Source organism: Capnocytophaga sp. H4358 (assembly GCF_002302515.1).
In the GTDB taxonomy this organism is placed as follows: domain Bacteria; phylum Bacteroidota; class Bacteroidia; order Flavobacteriales; family Flavobacteriaceae; genus Capnocytophaga; species Capnocytophaga canis.
Genome location: NZ_CP022380.1, coordinates 1,385,480 through 1,402,165, shown reverse-complemented (window position 1 = coordinate 1,402,165; position 16,686 = coordinate 1,385,480). Strand labels below are relative to the sequence as shown.

Annotated in this window: 11 protein-coding genes and 1 pseudogene; 3 read left to right on the top strand and 9 right to left on the bottom strand. The window is 36.5% G+C overall.

Annotation, left to right across the window (positions count from 1 at the left end):
• Positions 1 to 177: 177 nt before the first annotated feature.
• From CGC49_RS06005 to CGC49_RS05970, 8 genes and pseudogenes are all read right to left on the bottom strand, one after another.
• The gene (locus CGC49_RS06005; RefSeq protein ID WP_095912109.1) at positions 178 to 2,478 is read right to left on the bottom strand and encodes a glycoside hydrolase family 65 protein; all 2,301 of its coding nucleotides are present in this window, start codon (positions 2,476 to 2,478) and stop codon (positions 178 to 180) included.
• Between the two features lie 112 nt (positions 2,479 to 2,590).
• Positions 2,591 to 3,073 carry a GNAT family N-acetyltransferase gene (locus CGC49_RS06000; RefSeq protein ID WP_197721952.1) on the bottom strand — a complete coding sequence of 161 codons (483 nt, stop codon included), beginning with the start codon at positions 3,071 to 3,073 and terminating at the stop codon, positions 2,591 to 2,593.
• Between the two features lie 276 nt (positions 3,074 to 3,349).
• Positions 3,350 to 3,976 (bottom strand): beta-phosphoglucomutase, encoded by a 627-nt coding sequence (gene pgmB / locus CGC49_RS05995; protein WP_095912108.1) that lies wholly within the window; start codon positions 3,974 to 3,976, stop codon positions 3,350 to 3,352.
• Between the two features lie 181 nt (positions 3,977 to 4,157).
• Positions 4,158 to 5,651, bottom strand: coding sequence for an MFS transporter (locus CGC49_RS05990; RefSeq protein ID WP_041913695.1), 1,494 nt, complete (start codon positions 5,649 to 5,651; stop codon positions 4,158 to 4,160).
• Between the two features lie 585 nt (positions 5,652 to 6,236).
• Positions 6,237 to 7,151, bottom strand: coding sequence for a hypothetical protein (locus CGC49_RS05985; RefSeq protein WP_095912107.1), 915 nt, complete (start codon positions 7,149 to 7,151; stop codon positions 6,237 to 6,239).
• Positions 7,152 to 7,156: 5 nt separating this feature from the next.
• Positions 7,157 to 7,999: a hypothetical protein gene (locus tag CGC49_RS05980; RefSeq protein ID WP_095912106.1), complete on the bottom strand. Its 843-nt coding sequence runs from the start codon at positions 7,997 to 7,999 to the stop codon at positions 7,157 to 7,159.
• A gap of 21 nt (positions 8,000 to 8,020) precedes the next feature.
• On the bottom strand, positions 8,021 to 9,424 hold the full coding sequence (locus CGC49_RS05975; protein WP_095912105.1) for a TlpA disulfide reductase family protein: 1,404 nt from the start codon (positions 9,422 to 9,424) through the stop codon (positions 8,021 to 8,023).
• Between the two features lie 49 nt (positions 9,425 to 9,473).
• Positions 9,474 to 10,301: pseudogene (locus tag CGC49_RS05970) on the bottom strand (IS1595 family transposase).
• 395 nt (positions 10,302 to 10,696) lie between these two features.
• Here CGC49_RS05970 and CGC49_RS05965 point away from each other — a divergent pair.
• The 3 genes from CGC49_RS05965 to CGC49_RS05955 are packed head-to-tail and all read left to right on the top strand — an operon-like array spanning position 10,697 to position 16,273.
• Positions 10,697 to 13,633 carry a TonB-dependent receptor gene (locus CGC49_RS05965; protein ID WP_095912104.1) on the top strand — a complete coding sequence of 979 codons (2,937 nt, stop codon included), beginning with the start codon at positions 10,697 to 10,699 and terminating at the stop codon, positions 13,631 to 13,633.
• 30 nt (positions 13,634 to 13,663) lie between these two features.
• Positions 13,664 to 15,244: a RagB/SusD family nutrient uptake outer membrane protein gene (locus CGC49_RS05960; RefSeq protein WP_095912103.1), complete on the top strand. Its 1,581-nt coding sequence runs from the start codon at positions 13,664 to 13,666 to the stop codon at positions 15,242 to 15,244.
• A gap of 18 nt (positions 15,245 to 15,262) precedes the next feature.
• Positions 15,263 to 16,273, top strand: a complete 1,011-nt coding sequence (locus tag CGC49_RS05955) for a SusE domain-containing protein (RefSeq protein WP_198540619.1) — start codon at positions 15,263 to 15,265, stop codon at positions 16,271 to 16,273.
• Positions 16,274 to 16,373: 100 nt separating this feature from the next.
• Here CGC49_RS05955 and CGC49_RS05950 read toward each other — a convergent pair whose 3' ends face one another.
• Positions 16,374 to 16,619, bottom strand: coding sequence for a hypothetical protein (locus tag CGC49_RS05950; protein ID WP_095912101.1), 246 nt, complete (start codon positions 16,617 to 16,619; stop codon positions 16,374 to 16,376).
• Between the last annotated feature and the right edge of the window lie 67 nt (positions 16,620 to 16,686).

Below are 16,686 nucleotides of genomic sequence, written 5' to 3'. Positions count from 1 at the left end.
AATGCCTTAAAATAGAATTAACTATATTTGTGACACTAAAATATAGTTAAAATCTATTTTTATATCATGATAGGGTGAACAATTTTTCAGTCTGTTAGGTTTATGTCTTTTGGTACTTTGCCAAAGTCTTAAAAACTTTGGCAAAGTACTTTTGAAAATAATCTTAGGACGAGACAATCAGTTCTTAATTGTTAATTCATCATTAACAACCACTTCTTTTCCGTTGATGTTCAGTTGTAAAGATGTTCCTTCGAGCGAAAGTTTTGTTTCTTTTGGTGACACTGAAACTTTAAGGATTTGTCCTCGAAAATTCACTTTAAACGAATAACTTTTCCATTGCGATGGAATTTGCGGATTCAGGTGTAACATTCCGTTTCGCATACGCAAACCGCCAAAACCTTCCACGATACTCATCCACGTTCCTGCCATCGAGGTAATATGCAATCCTTCGTGAACTTCTTTGTTGTAATCGTCCAAATCGAGGCGAGAAGTACGCAAATAGAACGTGTAAGCGTGTTCCATTCTTCCTAGTGAAGCTGCCAAAATGCTATGTACACACGGAGAAAGTGACGATTCGTGTACCGTGAAAGGTTCGTAAAAATCGTAATGACGAGCCAATTCTTCCTTCGTAAAATGGTCTTCGAAGAAATAGAAACCTTGCAATGTATCCGCTTGTTTGATGTAAGGCGAACGCAAAATCCTGTCCCACGACCAATGCTGATTGATAGGACGTTCTTTTTTATCCAACTCTGCCACTGTGATGAGTTCCTTATCTAAAAAGCCATCTTGTTGCAGATAAATATTCAATTCTTCCGAATACGGATAATACATATTTTCAGCAACCGCTAACCATTGCTCTATTTCGTTTTCGGAAAGATTGGTTTTCTTCCAAACTCGCTCAAAATCATCACTATAAGAAGTTTTCACTTTATCCAAACATTCCTTAGCATATTTGATACACCACTGAGCGATGTAGTTCGTATAGAAATTGTTATTGATATTATTTTCGTATTCGTTAGGACCTGTTACTCCGAGAATTACGTATTTATTCTTATCCTTTGAAAAAGTCGCTCTTTGATGCCAAAAACGTGCAATTCCGATGAGCACCTCCAAGCCCATTTCAGGAACGTACGCAAAATCATTCGTGTAACGCACATAATTGTAAATCGCAAACGCAATAGCTCCGTTACGGTGAATTTCCTCAAAGGTAATTTCCCATTCGTTGTGGCATTCCTCGCCGTTCATCGTTACCATCGGGTAGAGTGCTGCCCCGTTTTTAAAGCCTAATTTTTCGGCATTTTCGATGGCTTTCCCGAGTTGGTTGTATCGGTATTTCAGCAGGTTACGAGCTACTTGGGCATTTTTGGTTGCCATATAGAACGGCAAGCAATAGGCTTCGGTATCCCAATAGGTACTTCCGCCATATTTTTCACCTGTAAATCCCTTCGGACCAATATTCAAACGAGCATCTTTACCCGAATACGTTTGATTGAGTTGGAAAATATTAAAACGAATTGCTTGTTGTGCTTTGACATCACCTTCGATAGTGATATCCGCCATTTGCCAAACCTCAGCCCAATCTTCTTTCTGTTTTTTCAATAATTCGTTGAAGCCCAAAGCAGTAATTTTCAGCAATAATTGCTCCGTTTCTTCAATCAATTTTTCTTTCGGGTGATTGAATGAAGTTACATATCCTGCGTACTTTTCAAATTGAGCGGTTTGATTCTTCTCTGCCGAAGTTTCATATACGAAACCGATGTAGTTCTCTTTTTGATTTACCTTTTGAATGTTAGAAACTACGCCATTTACTTCCAACCGATTTTCCATAAAGGTACAAACACGAAAGGCTGTCTTCTTGGTTTCCGCTACGATAAAACCTCTGTTTCCTACTTGCTTGACATCGAGTGTATTCCAGAATTTTTCTTCCCAGTTTGTATCGTGATTTTCAATAGAGCTATCCAAATACGACTCAAACGTAATAGTAGCTTTTTCGGTAAGAGAAGTAACCTCATAACGAATTACACCCACTTCATCGTATTGCAATGAAAGAAAACGAGTTACGTTGACCTGAATTTCCATTCCGCTTGGGAGTGTCGCCACAAACGAACGCGTGTAAACACCCTCTTTCATATTTAGTACGCGTTTGAAATTTCTGACCGATTTGCACGTATTCAAATCCAATTCTTCTCCATTGACTTTCACACGGATACCTATCCAACTTGGAGCGTTTAACACTTTGGCAAAATACTCCGGATAGCCGTTTTTCCACCAACCTACTTTGGTTTTGTCGGGATAATAGACCCCTCCGATATAACTTCCTTGAAAGGTTTTTCCTGAGTAATGTTCCTCGAAATTAGCACGTTGCCCCATCGCTCCGTTACCCAAACTGAACAAACTCTCGGACTGCATTACGCGGTCTTTTTCAAATCCTTCTTCTATGATGCACCAATTATCCGGCACGATATAATCTTGATTCATTCTATGTATGATTTTATTTTTTTAATATTGTAAAAAAGATGACTATAATTTATTATTTTCCACTACTTCTATCAATTATGGAATGATAATTTTTTGAGAAATAAATCTGTGTTTATCCCAAATCAAATACCATAATGTATTCCTCCTCGTTTTCTTTAACAATACGAAAACCCATTTTTAAGTACATTTGGGAGGCATAATTAGCCTTTTGTACCGAAAGAGAGGCTTTCTTGTAACCTTCGTTTGCGAGTTTATCCAACAAATATCTAAACAATTTTGTTCCAATTCCTTGACTTCGATATTCCGAATAAAGCGAAATAGAAAGTGAGGGAGTTTGGTCGTCAATATGTCCGTAATCGTTGATAATTCTTGCCCACGCTGCACCAATTATCCGTTCCGAAGCTGTCGCTACTACGGCTACATCACCTTTTTGTGAGCCAAAATCAGCAAAATAGATGCGTAGTTCGGGGTGAAAGACAATGTCACGCGGTGGCGGTGCAACGCCTTCAGGTAAAAATATGGCTTCGTACAAAAAATCCTGCAATAACGAATACTCGCTCGGAAATATTTCCCGTATATTTATTACTTCTTCCATAAAAATAAGTATTTTGTTATTTTCCATTTAGAAATAATCATCACGAACGTACATTCACAAAATTTCTAAACAAAACTCATTAAGCACGATGTTATTTTTTATCAGTTATGAAGTCATAATTTGTTAAACGATGTTACTTTCTATCAATTATGAACTCATAACTTACCAAACGATGCGACTTTCTATCTGTTATGAACTCATAATTTGCTAAACGACGTTACTTTCTACCGATTATGAAATCATTATTTAGCACAAGGAAAAGAAACTTACATTTCCTTATTGATTTAAAATCGCATCAAAACCGGAAAAAACCTCATCGGCTTGATGTAGCACGTCTGCACTTCCAATTCCGATAGCTTTCATTCCTGCCGTTTTGGCTGCTTGAACTCCTGCTTCCGAATCTTCAAAAACCACGCAATCTTCATTTTGAACACCTAATTTTTGAGCTGCAATCACAAAAACTTCGGGGTCGGGTTTGGCTTTGCTAACGTCATTTCCATCAACAATGGCATCAAAATACGAAATAATTCCGAGTTTTTGCAAAATCGGACGAGCATTTTTACTTGCCGAACCCAAAGCAATCTTTATATTTTTTTGCTTTGCCTGTTCCAAAAATGTTTTTACCCCAGGTAAGATATCGTTTTCGTTCATTTGAGCCACATAGCTTAAATAATCTTCATTTTTACGTGTTGCTAACTCGTTAAATTTTTCTTCGGAAACAGAAACACCTGCCCAATTCAATATTTTTTGAAGCGAATCAACACGGCTTACGCCCTTAAGCTGTTCGTTGAGTTCGTGTGTAAGTTCAAACCCAAATTCTTGTCCAATTTTCTTCCACGCTATAAAGTGAAATTTTGCTGTATCGACGATAACGCCATCTAAATCAAATATGTATGCTTTCATTTTAAGTATAAATTTAAAAGTTTTAAGAAACAAATACCAAGTTGCAAGGATAAAGGATAAAGTAAAAAGGAACAAGTTACAAGTACCAAGCTACAAGGATAGGATAAAGTACAAAAAAACAAGTTACAAGTACCAAGTTGCAAGTGCTAACCACTAATTACTAATCCCTATTTTCTATTACCTACTTTATAGAATCTTTCACTCCAAGAGTCAAAAATCCTGATAAAATCATCGCTACACCTCCTACAACTAACGCATATACAGGTTCGTTGTTAAACAAATTGTGTACGAGAACTCCCAAAATTGTTGCGGCAACTATCTGTGGAAGTACAATAAAGAAGTTAAATACGCCCATATAATAACCCATTTTATCCGAAGGCAATGCCCCAGAAAGAATTGCGTACGGCATCGAAAGGATACTCGCCCAAGCAATTCCTACACCAACCATCGAAACGATAAGCATATTCGGGTCACTTATAAAATATACCGAAATAAGCCCTAATCCTCCCAATAACAAACAGATAAAGTGAGTAACCTTACGGCTAGTAGCTTTTGCCAAAACAGGAAGCAAGAATGCCACCAATGCTGCTACCCCATTGTACACAGCGAAAAGCAATGTAACCCAATCTGCTCCCTCGTTATACAAAGGAGAGGAAGTATCCGTAGTTCCATAGATACGTCCCGTTACCGTTGCCGTAGTGTAAATCCACATTGCAAAAAGCGAAAACCACGAAAAGAACTGAACCAAAGCCAATTGCTTCATAGTTTTGGGCATATAAAGCATATCGGTAGTGATAGAAATAAAGCCATTCTCTTTCACTTTTCTTTTATGCAGATAAGACGTAAACAAGAACGAAAATCCTAACATTGCCAGTCCGATAGCCAAAATGTACAACTCTTTTTCCATTTTGAAAAAATAAAGAAAAACTGTTGAAATAACCCCCACAACAGCAAAAATTGCTCCGTAAAAGTTTAGTTTTTTTGCTTTTTCTTCGGAAGAAACTTCGTTTTTGTAGGTATTGACATCTTTCTTTTCAAAGGCTTCCAACTCGGCAGGAGAATATTCTTTGGAAGAGAAAACCGTCCATAGTACAGCTACCAGAAAAACGATAGCTCCTGCATAGAATGACCATTTTACCGAATCGGGAATGACCCCTTCGGGAGCTGTATTGCTGATTCCCAGATAATTCGTATAAATATAAGGCAAGGCTGAACCTACCACCGCTCCCACTCCGATGAAGAAACTTTGCATTGCAAATCCAGTAGTACGTTGTTCATCGGGCAGATTATCACCTACGAAAGCACGGAAAGGTTCCATTGAAATATTGATGGAGGCATCCATAATCCAGAGTGTTCCAGCGGCAATCCACAGTGAAGGTGAATTCGGCATAATACACAATGCGATAGAAGAGAGAATCGCACCGATTAAAAAATACGGACGACGGCGACCCAATCGCGTCCACGTTCGGTCGCTCATATATCCAATAATAGGCTGAATAATTAGCCCAGTAACAGGAGCAGCAATCCACAGAATTGGGATATCTTCAACTTTGGCTCCTAATGTTTCAAAAATACGAGATGTATTGGCATTCTGCAAGGCAAAACCAAATTGGATACCCAAAAAACCAAAACTCATATTCCATATTTCCCAAAAACTTAATCTTCGTTTTTCCATTGTGAAAAAAATGTTTACTTATGAAGTCAATTACGGAGATAATTACAAATTACGAATTTAAAATTACGATTTACGAATATTTCCCGTAATTTGTAATTAAACTCTTACAGAGTCAATTACGAATTTGAAATTACGATTTACAAACATCTCTCGTAATTCGTAATTAATCATCGTAATTTGTAATTAAACTCTTACAGAGTCAATTACGAATTTAAAATTACGATTTACGAACATTCCCCGTAATTCGTAATTAATCATCGTAATTTGTAATTAAACTCTTACAGAGTCAATTACGAATTTGAAATTACGATTTACAAACATCTCTCGTAATTCGTAATTAATCATCGTAATTTGTAATTAAACTCTAATATAGTTTTTTTGAGAAGTATGAATTGTTGAGGCAAATGTAATGTTTTTTTATGGATACACAAAAATAAACCACATTTTTTCTTTCAAAAGTTGTATTTCACTAATGTGCCTATTTTTTTCGTTTAAAAAGAATGATTATTCGGTGTAATTTTTCAGAAAGTATAGCACTACATCTTGTTTATAAAAAGGGAATTTTGACATTTGATTTTATACGGTTTAATCTTGATATTCTACTTCAATTCCAAAGTTAAAGCATTGTTCACGGATTTCGCTATAAAACATCTCTCTCCACGTATTACAATATTTGTCGAAATCATAACTGTATTCACGAAATTTAGATGATTTTCTAATAGCAACCGCATCAAATCGTGGAGGGTTCATTCGTTTTGCTATATAAAATTCGGTAGCATAGACCGAAACCATCACACAAATTCCTTCATCTGGAAATTCGACAACCATTGATTTATCCACTTCAATTTCAACTCGTTCACCAACTCGTTTACCTACCACCCAATCTTCTGTTCGGATTTTTTCATTTGGTAGATTAGCTATTGTATCATAACTCATTAAATTAACACGAAATGGAATATATAGCGTATCTCCTTCTATTTGTTTATCACGAGATTCTAAAATAATTTTTTTTATAAAGGCTTTTTTATTAGGTTTTTCATTTGGTATATATACAGCTTTCGATTCATATACAGTAGGAGAAAGTGCATATTGCATTCTATTTGCTCCGTTAGTATAAATAAGCTGTATATCTGATTTTTCCATTATTAAATTAAAAAGGGATTTTTCAGGTAACAATGTCTTTCGCTTTCGCTTTTTTGGACTTGAAACTTCCACTTCACTCAATTCAAAAGTATTCTCTTCTAATACGATTTGTTTATTTTCTGGGAGTTCATTTCTTTTTATGGTTTTTGTTTGAAAAGAAATATGCTGAATTTCTAATTTTTCAAATGGTTTTTGTGGTATATTAAACTTCCCTTTTTCATCTGAATAAGCAAAAAATATATCATCTAAGAATAAATGAGCATAAGAAACAGCAATCCCTTGTTTGTCCAAAAGCGTGTATTCTTGTGAAAAACTGATGTTTACGAAAATTAAAAACAAAAGATAGATTTTTTTCATACGGTTTATTTTTCGGTTTCTATATCCATACAGAAAATGTAAGGTTGTTTTTCCCAACGTACCTTGCTATGGATATTCCTGCTTAGGAATGATTTTTTTCCACCTTTGGAAGGTTCCATTTTTAGTGTTGGTACAGGCTCTATTACCGAACCGCTACGGGTGTAATACAAATTTTTGTCATAATATGATTTGTCCAAAGTTTCCAAAACCACATAAAATCCCTCTTTTGGCATTGTGATGTTTTCGTTGCTAATGTCAATAACTGTCCATTTTTTGTTATCTTTCCTACGGATGACCTCACTTTGGAAAATGACTTTATCGGGCAAACTCGTTAGCGTATCTACTGAATGTAAATTGGCTTTAAAAGGTTGATATTTTAATCCTTTAACTCCATTAAAATCAGCTAATCTGTATTTTAATTTTGTGATTTTCTTTCTTTTATTTTTAAAGGTCGCAGGAATGAACGTTACCGCATAGCTATTCATGTTGAGGTTTGTGCGAAATCCAAATGGTAGCCATTCTTTTTTTTCTTTGTGAGTTACCGTAACATCATCTAATTTGTAAACTTTTCTTTCCAAAAAATATTTCTTTTTTGACACATTTTCGGTTTGAAAATCAATATACCCTAAATGGGTGAAAATCAACTTGGTTTTGGATAAACTACTTGGAATCTGCAAGTTAAAATATCCATTTTCATCGGTTTTGGTGGTGGCGATGTTTTTTCCATCGACTTGAAGCAATACATAAGTATCGGCTATTGGTTGCCCATTTTCCTTGTCCAACACTTGAGTTTGAGCGTTAATATTTGGAAAAATAGCGATTAGAAAAATTGTTAATATATATTTCATTGTTAAACTTCTTATTTTTACTTATTCCAACAATTCCTCCAACTCTTTTTGAATTTCTTGTGAATCAGGTTGTGGAGCGTTTTTGTGTACTAACTTTCCTTGTTTGTCGAAAAGCAAATAACGTGGTATGGAACGCAGATTCAACTCTTTATAAAAATTTGCTTTTGGATAATTCACTGCAAACAGATTATTTCCGTCTATTGCCAATTGTTCTTGGGCTACTGCTTTTTGCCATTTGTCAAAATCTGTGTCAATGGAAATGTAAACAAAAACCACTTTATCACCATATTTGTGATGCAATTTTTTAGAAAAAGGCATTTGTTTTCGACAGGGGATACACCAACTCGCCCAAAAATCCACGTACACTACTTTCCCTTGATTGGCTTCTAAAAGTTTAGATAGAGTGGTTGTTTGTTTTTGATAATCAATGAAATGTATGTTATTTTTATCTGTAATTAACTCATCAAAATCAAGTAAAAAACTATTTTTTAATTCTGTGATTAGCAACGAATCTTTTGTGACCTTATTGAATTTATCCAATCGAAGTTTAACGTCAGTAAATGAGGTTTTATGTTGCATATTTTTTAAAGACTCATAAAGCAAAAACTCTTTTACGTTTTCTCCATAGAAATTAGAATCGTAAACCGCATCAAACATAGACAAAGGTTCATAGAACACTTCATAATCACTTGATGTGAGTTTAATGGTAAATTTCTTTGCTGTAAAAGATTTTACATAAGATTGGTAAGCTCTAATTCCTATAATTGAATCGTGTTTTAGATGACTTTCATCATTGATGTCAATATTTTTTGTTTTACGTGAATAGAAATAAGACAATTTTCTTGCATCATAAATAAAAGAGGTTACCAGATTTTGAGCAAATAAAGAATCTAATTTTCGTTCGTTTTCTACTAAGCGTAAACTATCCTTTAAGTGATTTGCTTTTCTTTGTTGTTTATCATTTGAAAACATTACTTGTATGTCAATAGAATCTTTAACATAAATCGGTTCTATATCACCTTGTAAGGCATTTTTGCTTTGATAATATTCCTTGATGTTACGTAAATCTGAAAAATCAACAACAAGTGTATCTCCTGCTTTTAAGTAATAGGTATTACTTATAAAAGGTGAATGTGTTACCTTAGCAATCATTACTTTACTTTCGTTAGTTATTGATATTGTATCTGAATTACCTTTAAAATTTGTATATTTTTGCCTGATAAATGAATTAGGATTAATCACTTCAACAGGAGCATCCAAAGTCAATGTGTAATGGTATTTACTAAAATAATATTTTTCTGTTGGATGAAATTTTTTTAGAATTAAAACTGAACTATTTGTTTTAATTTGTTCCGCAATGGAATTGTTTTGATCACTACAAGAAATTAATATTATTAACGAAATAAATACAATAAATTTTTTCATAAATATAAATTTTAGGAAAAAGCTATTTATATTTTTTTGAGTTCCATACTTAACTACATATCAAATTTCTATGATAGACAGGCTCGGTGTCAATCATTCGTTTGATGAGGTTGTTGAATATATTATTTTTGGATTCAGAACGATTAATTTGGTATGAAAATTCAGTCAAATATCTACTCATATTGAAATCTGAAACTCGGCAATAAATGGCTCTCAACCAACTTTTTACTTGGTATATTATGGTATGTAAAATCGGGAAATTCATCCCTTTATTACTCGGTATTTGTTTGATATTGAAATCTTTAATAGGTCTGTAACCTTTCCAATCATCAGTGGTTACTTGGGCTGATTTGTCAATATATTTATTAAAAATAGTTCGCAATAATTTAGCAGAATAATCTTCTATTTTGTTGGCATATAATCGTTTAACCTTTCTGTCATCGGTCAGTTCGATCCCACAAACTATCTTCTTTTTCTTTGAGTCGTAGCTTTGTCCTTGTTTGCCTTCTTCTTTTCCTCCACTTGAACTTTACGTTTCATTTTATGTAATTCATTGGATTTCATCGATTCACGAACTTTGTGCATAAACAATTGAGCCGTATATTCGGTAATTGCGTAACGAACAGACATTTGTAAGACAGTGGTTGCACACATTTGACTTCGTCGAATCTTCGATTTCAAAACAAATAAAAAAAGCATTACGAGGTTCGAATTTTACTTTGTGAAAAAGTGTTCCTGCCGTAGGGCTTTCTGTATCAGAACAAATGTTACAAGTTCTTGAAAAATCCTTACGAATTTAGCTTTTTGTATGCCCACATCTGCGACATACGAAGCCTTTTTCTCACTTGCAATGAGCTAAATATTTTTCACAATCCAAGTCAGTTTTGAAGCGTTAAGGGAATTCTAAAAGATTTTGACCTTTAAAAATTTCCATAACTAACTGATTTTATGAGTTACAAAAATATGAAAATATAGAGGAACTCAAAAAGTTTTTTGAAAAAAACCTTAAATTTGATTGTCCAAGAAACATTTCAAATTAAAAAGCGAAATCCTTGTTGAGTTTATTTTGAGAAAATAAAAACAAAATATTTCCATAAAAAACATCTGATTTTACTGACTTTTGTCAGTAAATTTCGAAAAGTTATCCACACTCCATCGTTTTCGTTTCGGTTTATTTCGTCAAGAAATTTTTCGTAACAAAAAAAGTTGTAGTTTTACAGCCGAGAAGTAAAAATTGTTATATAAAATCGTTTAACTATTAAAGAAATATTTATGAAATCGTTAAAACTACGTATTTTGCTTTTGTTTCTTTTCGTTTCTGTAGGGATGTATGCTCAACAAATCGTAAAAGGAACTGTCAAAGACGCAACCACAGGCGATCCGCTGTTGGGAGTTACGGTAGTCGTTAAAGGGACTTCACGTGGAACAGCTACCGACTTTGACGGAAATTATGAATTGAAAGCCGATCGTGGCGAAGTATTGGTCTTCTCCTCCATAGGTTTTAGAAGTCGAGAAATTACCGTGAACGGAACTGTTTTAAACGTAACGCTCCAAGAAGATGCTCAACAACTCGATGACGTTGTAGTTATTGGTTACGGTGTTGCTAAGAAAAAAGATGTTACCGGTTCGGTAAATTTGGTAAATGAGAAAGATTTTAACAAAGCACCGGCGGTAAATGCCGATCAATTGTTGCAGGGTAAAGTAGCAGGAGTACAGATGACCTCAGCAGGGGGTGCTGTAGGTGAGGGGCAAACCATCCGTGTACGTGGTAATGGTTCGTTATCCTTATCTTCAAATCCGCTTATTGTAATTGATGGTGTGCCTATGAACGACGGAGGCGTTGGAGGATCACGTAGTATCTTTAATTTGGTAAACCCTGAAGATATCGAAAGTATGACGGTACTTAAAGACGCTTCATCAACAGCTATTTTCGGATCACGTGCTGCCAATGGGGTAATTATGATTACCACCAAAAAAGGAAAAGCGGGTCAGGATATGAAAATCAATTTCAATACGAGCTTATCTTTACAAAACGTAAGTGATTATGTAGATGTGATGAGCGCTTCTCAGTACAGAGACCTCATTACAAGCACCGGAAAAGCCAATCTGATAGCTCGTTTAGGAACGGCTGATACCCATTGGCAAAAACAAATCTATCAGACAGCACCAATGAGTAACAGCACATTGAGTGTTTCAGCAGGTGGGGTAGTGCCTTACCGTGTTTCTGTTGGGCATTCGTATGCCGATGGTGTACTTCGTACCGATAACTTCCAACGTACTACTGCCAAAGTAACATTGACGCCAAGTTTGTTGGACAATCACCTAAAATTAGAGCTGAATGCTAACGGAACATTTATGAAAAACCGCTTTGCTGAAAAGGGTGCTATTGGTGCAGCCGTAGGCTATGACCCAACCAAACCGGTTTATGACCCAACTTCACGTTATGCAGGTTATAGTGCGTGGTCAGACTCGGCAACAGGGCTTCTCGGAGGTTTAGCCCCGCTTAACCCAATGGCGATGTTATTCCTTACTGATGACAACTCCAAAGTGTATAACTTCATCGGAAATTTAAAAGCCGATTACAAATTACCTTTCTTTCCTGAGGTAATCGCTACGGTGAATGTAGGGTTAGACCACAGTAATGGTAAAGGAGATAGAATTATCGACCCTCGCTACCCCAATTCGTCAAGCAACTTTGCAGGAAATCATAAAGTTTATGATAACAAAACCACTAACAAGTTATTCGATGCTTACTTGAATTACAACAAGGAGGTAAACAATCACAACATCGGTTTGATGGTAGGGCATTCTTACCAATCTTTTGAATTTGACAATCACGAAACCTTTTATGAAACCTTTATAAATCCGGGGGATAATAAAGAAACACCAAAAATTGATAAAAGCAAAAACGTGTTGATGTCTTTCTTTGGTCGTGCCAATTACAGCTACAAAGATAAATATTTGCTCACAGCAACACTTCGTGCTGATGCCTCATCTAAATTAGCAAAAGAGCATCGTTGGGGATATTTCCCATCGGTAGCATTGGCGTGGAACATCGCTAATGAGAATTTCCTAAAAGAAAATGAAACGGTTAATGAGTTGAAATTACGTTTAGGATATGGTGAAGTGGGTAACGTTAACGGATTAGGAGATTATATTTTCTTAACCAACTATACACGTAGTACAAACGGAGCTTCTTATCAGTTTGGCGATAGTTTCTACCAAACTTACCGACCAAGTGTAGTAAACACCGACTTGCGTTGGGAAATCGGTAATACGATCAATGCAGGTATTGATTTTGGTTTTTGGCAAAATCGCTTAACAGGAACTATTGATGTATATCGTAAACTAACCAAAGATTTGATTGCACCAAGCACTGTGGATACCTTTACCAACTTTGGTAATGAAGTAAATGCTAATATTGGTAATATGGAAAACAGAGGTATTGAGTTCGGACTTAGTTACACTCCTTTCCGTACCGATGATTTCCGTTGGACAATCAATTACAATGTTGCCTACAACGAAAATAAATTGACGAAACTTCCGAAAGTACAAGATGTAGGAGGCATTGGAGGTGGTACGGGTAACAATATACAACGCCACCAAGAGGGTCAAATTCCGTTTGCGTTCTTCGTATTCCAACAAGTGTATGATGCTAATGGTAAGCCTATTGAAAACGTATTCGTTGATAGAAACAGCGATGGAGTTATCAATGACGACGACCGCTACTTCTACAAATCACCATTTGCTCCTGTAACAATGGGATTAACGATGGATTTCAACTACAAAAATTGGGATTTGAACATTATTACACGTGCCAATATCGGTAATTATGTGTACAACAACACGCAATCTTCTTTAAGTCAGTTTGAAACAGCTGTTGATGGACAATACTTGCGTAACTTAATATCAAATTATAACGACACCAAGTTCACAAAACTTAGCGGATTGGGCGTAATAAGTGATTATTTTGTAGAGAATGCTTCCTTCTTTAAGTTGGATAACATCACCTTAGGATATACATTCCCAACTACAAAATACAATATTCGCCTGTACGGAACAATGCAAAATGTATTGACCCTTACTAAGTACAAAGGCTTAGACCCTGAGGTTCTTGTACCTGATATTATAGGAGTTAAGCACGGTATTGATACAAACTTCTATCCTCGTCCGAAAACCTATTTGGTAGGTTTGAGCGTGAATTTTTAGTCAAAATACAACGAATAAAATTTTTGAAAAATGAAAAGATATACCACATATAAGATATTCGGATTAGCTTTAGCCTTGTCGCTAACGGGCTGTATGAAAGACCTTGATCAGTCGCCTATTGACCCCGATAGCTTTACACAAGTGCAAGTGTTTGCCAACCCAACAGAAGCCAAAAGTGCTTTGGCTAAGGTCTATGCTTCCTATGCCTTAACCGGACAACAAGGACCTCAAGGACAGAGTGATATAACAGGAATAGATGAAGGATATTCACAATTTTCTCGGCTTTATTTCGCCGCTCAAGAGCTTACCACAGAAACCGCTTTAGTAGGGTGGGCTGACCAAACCATTAAGGATTTCCACGCGTTATCTTGGTCTTCTTCCGATGTGTTTCTTAACGGATTGTACAACCGCTTGGGGCAACAAATTTCCTTTGCCAATTCATTTATCACCAATGCAGAAGCGTTAAGCTCCGATGCTCAGGTGAGAACATTCATTGCTGAGGCTCGTTTCTTACGTGCCTATTCGTACTATTGCTTGATGGATTTGTTTGCCAACGTGCCATTAGCTACCAAAGTACAAGCTACTTTACCTACGCAAAGCAACCGTCAGGAAATATTCCAATTTGTAGAAAGCGAATTGAAAGCCATTGAGGGCGAGTTGAAAGCTGCCAAATCCAACGAGTACGGTCGTGTAGATGCTGCCGCTGCACAAGCACTATTGAGCCGTTTGTATCTGAATGCAAAAACGTGGGTAGGCACCGAGCGTTATGCTGATTGTGTGGCGTATGCCGAAAAAGTAATCAACTCAGGATATGCCTTGCATAATGATTACAGACAATTGTTTATGGCAGATAATGATACCAACGGAGCTCAAAACGAATTTATTTTTGTGTTGAACTACGATGGCATCCAAGCCAATACGTGGGGAGGTGTTACTAACTTGTTGCTTGGGTCTATCGGAGGCTCAATGAAACCGGAGAATTACGGAGTTGTCGAGGGTTGGTACGGATACAGAACAACCAAAGAATTTGTATCTAAATTCGAGACCAAAACTACCAATGCTAACGGAGAGCCAACAGCGTGGAACGACCAACGAGCAATGTTTTATACCGATGGACAGTCCTACGAAATCAACAATATTAGTGAATTCACCGAAGGCTATGCACTGCCTAAGTTTACCAATCGTACTTCAAAAGGAGGCAAAGGAAAAGACCCGTCAGGGAAACACCCTGATACAGATTTGCCTATCATTCGTTTGGCAGAGATTTATTTGAACTATGCTGAGGCTGTAGTACGTGGCGGAGGTGGAAGCAAAGCAACTGCGGTAGGTTATGTAAATCAACTACGCACACGTGCAGGAGCAACCCCTATTACCGAAGCAGAACTTACCGCCGATTTTATCTTAGATGAACGTGCTCGTGAGTTGTATTGGGAAGGATTGCGTCGTACTGATTTGATTCGCTACGGAAAATTCACCACAGCCGACTATCTATGGACATTCAAAGGAGGTGCCATCACAGGGGTAGGTACAAGTGAGCACAGAAATATCTTCCCCATACCGGCAAGTGTACTATTGGCAAATCCGAACTTAAAACAAAACACGGGATATTAATTGTAAAAATAAATGGGTATGAAAAATATATTCAAAGCAGGGACATTATTCGGGCTGCTATTTGTCGCCACATCGTGTGAGAAAGATGAAGAGAAAGCGGTGCTTAATGCCGAAGCTAAAATAGAAATGAGCTTGTCTGCCAATACGTTGGCTTTGGACAAAGAGAAAGGAAGTGAAACAGCACTTAGCGTTTCGTGGGAAACGCAACAGCTGAACCTAAATTTGGGGCATTCGTACAGCATTTTGTTGGAAAGCAACGGAAAAAGCAAAGAGGTATCCGTAACCAAATCGCCATATAGTTTTTCTCACGTTGAACTTAACAAAATTTTACTTGCCAACTTAGAGCTTGCCGCAGGAACAGAGGCAGAAGTAAAAGTAACGCTTAAAGATGCCGTTAGTAGTACGTATAGTATTCCTACCCAAGCAAAAACCATTAAAATAACACCTTATGCTGACCTTATCGAGCCCACTGAATGGGGTATTGTAGGACACGCAACACCTAATGGGTGGGACGGTCCCGATCTTCCATTTTGGAAAAACCCCACCAATAGCAATGAAAGGATAGCTTATGTGGCTTTGAAAGACGGCGAAATCAAATTCCGTAAAAACAATGCTTGGGCAGAAAATTATGGTGATGACGGGAAAAATGGAAGTCTTGAAAACGGAGGGGCTAACATTCCTGTTACGGCAGGGATATACAAAATCGTTTGGAACATTAACGAAAACACCTACACCATTGAGAAATACTCGTGGAGCATCATTGGAGATGGAGCTAAAGGATGGGGAGATAATGATGATATTCTATTAGAGTATGATGGGCCTACCAATACTTGGAAAGCCACAGGCGTTAACTTGAAAAACGGAGGTATCAAATTCCGATTCAACAAGGCTTGGGCAGTCAGTTGGGGAGATAAAAATGCGGACGGTGTGTTAGACCAAGAAGATGATAATAACATTCCCGTTACCGCAGGAACATATACCATTACGGTTGATTTCTCAGTAACACCGCCTACATATTCCATCAAATAGGTTTTATAATGACAAACTTCGACTCTTAGGCTAAGCAATTTTGTTAATACGCAGGGCAGAGAGTCGAAGTTTTTTTATACGATGAGGAAGAGGTAATATGTTAAAAATCAGGTAAATGTTTGCTTTGTGTTTTAAAAATATGTAACTTCGGGGTCTGTATGTAATGTTTATGTCTTTCTAAATCCTGAGTTTTTATCCTCTTGTAAGGATACAAATCTATAAAATCAGACAGATTTGCATTTTTGTAAGGGTACAAAAGCACAAAATCGGTGGGTTTTACTCTGTTGTAAGCCAACAAGGATATAAAATCGGGCAGATTTCCACTTTTGTAAGGGTACAAAAACATAAAATCGGTGGGTTTTGTACTATTGTAATAAATAAAAAGAGAAAAATTACTTTAAAAAGAACAGAAG

Coding starts and splice junctions, on each gene's coding strand:
- CGC49_RS06005 (WP_095912109.1), bottom strand. CDS start 2,478: ATGAATCAAGATTATATCGTGCCGGATAATTGGTGCATCATAGAAGAA.
- CGC49_RS05975 (WP_095912105.1), bottom strand. CDS start 9,424: ATGAAAAAATTTATTGTATTTATTTCGTTAATAATATTAATTTCTTGT.
- CGC49_RS06000 (WP_197721952.1), bottom strand. CDS start 3,073: ATGGAAGAAGTAATAAATATACGGGAAATATTTCCGAGCGAGTATTCG.
- CGC49_RS05990 (WP_041913695.1), bottom strand. CDS start 5,651: ATGGAAAAACGAAGATTAAGTTTTTGGGAAATATGGAATATGAGTTTT.
- CGC49_RS05955 (WP_198540619.1), top strand. CDS start 15,263: ATGAAAAATATATTCAAAGCAGGGACATTATTCGGGCTGCTATTTGTC.
- CGC49_RS05950 (WP_095912101.1), bottom strand. CDS start 16,619: ATGTTTTTGTACCCTTACAAAAGTGGAAATCTGCCCGATTTTATATCC.
- CGC49_RS05960 (WP_095912103.1), top strand. CDS start 13,664: ATGAAAAGATATACCACATATAAGATATTCGGATTAGCTTTAGCCTTG.
- CGC49_RS05985 (WP_095912107.1), bottom strand. CDS start 7,151: ATGAAAAAAATCTATCTTTTGTTTTTAATTTTCGTAAACATCAGTTTT.
- CGC49_RS05980 (WP_095912106.1), bottom strand. CDS start 7,999: ATGAAATATATATTAACAATTTTTCTAATCGCTATTTTTCCAAATATT.
- pgmB (WP_095912108.1), bottom strand. CDS start 3,976: ATGAAAGCATACATATTTGATTTAGATGGCGTTATCGTCGATACAGCA.
- CGC49_RS05965 (WP_095912104.1), top strand. CDS start 10,697: ATGAAATCGTTAAAACTACGTATTTTGCTTTTGTTTCTTTTCGTTTCT.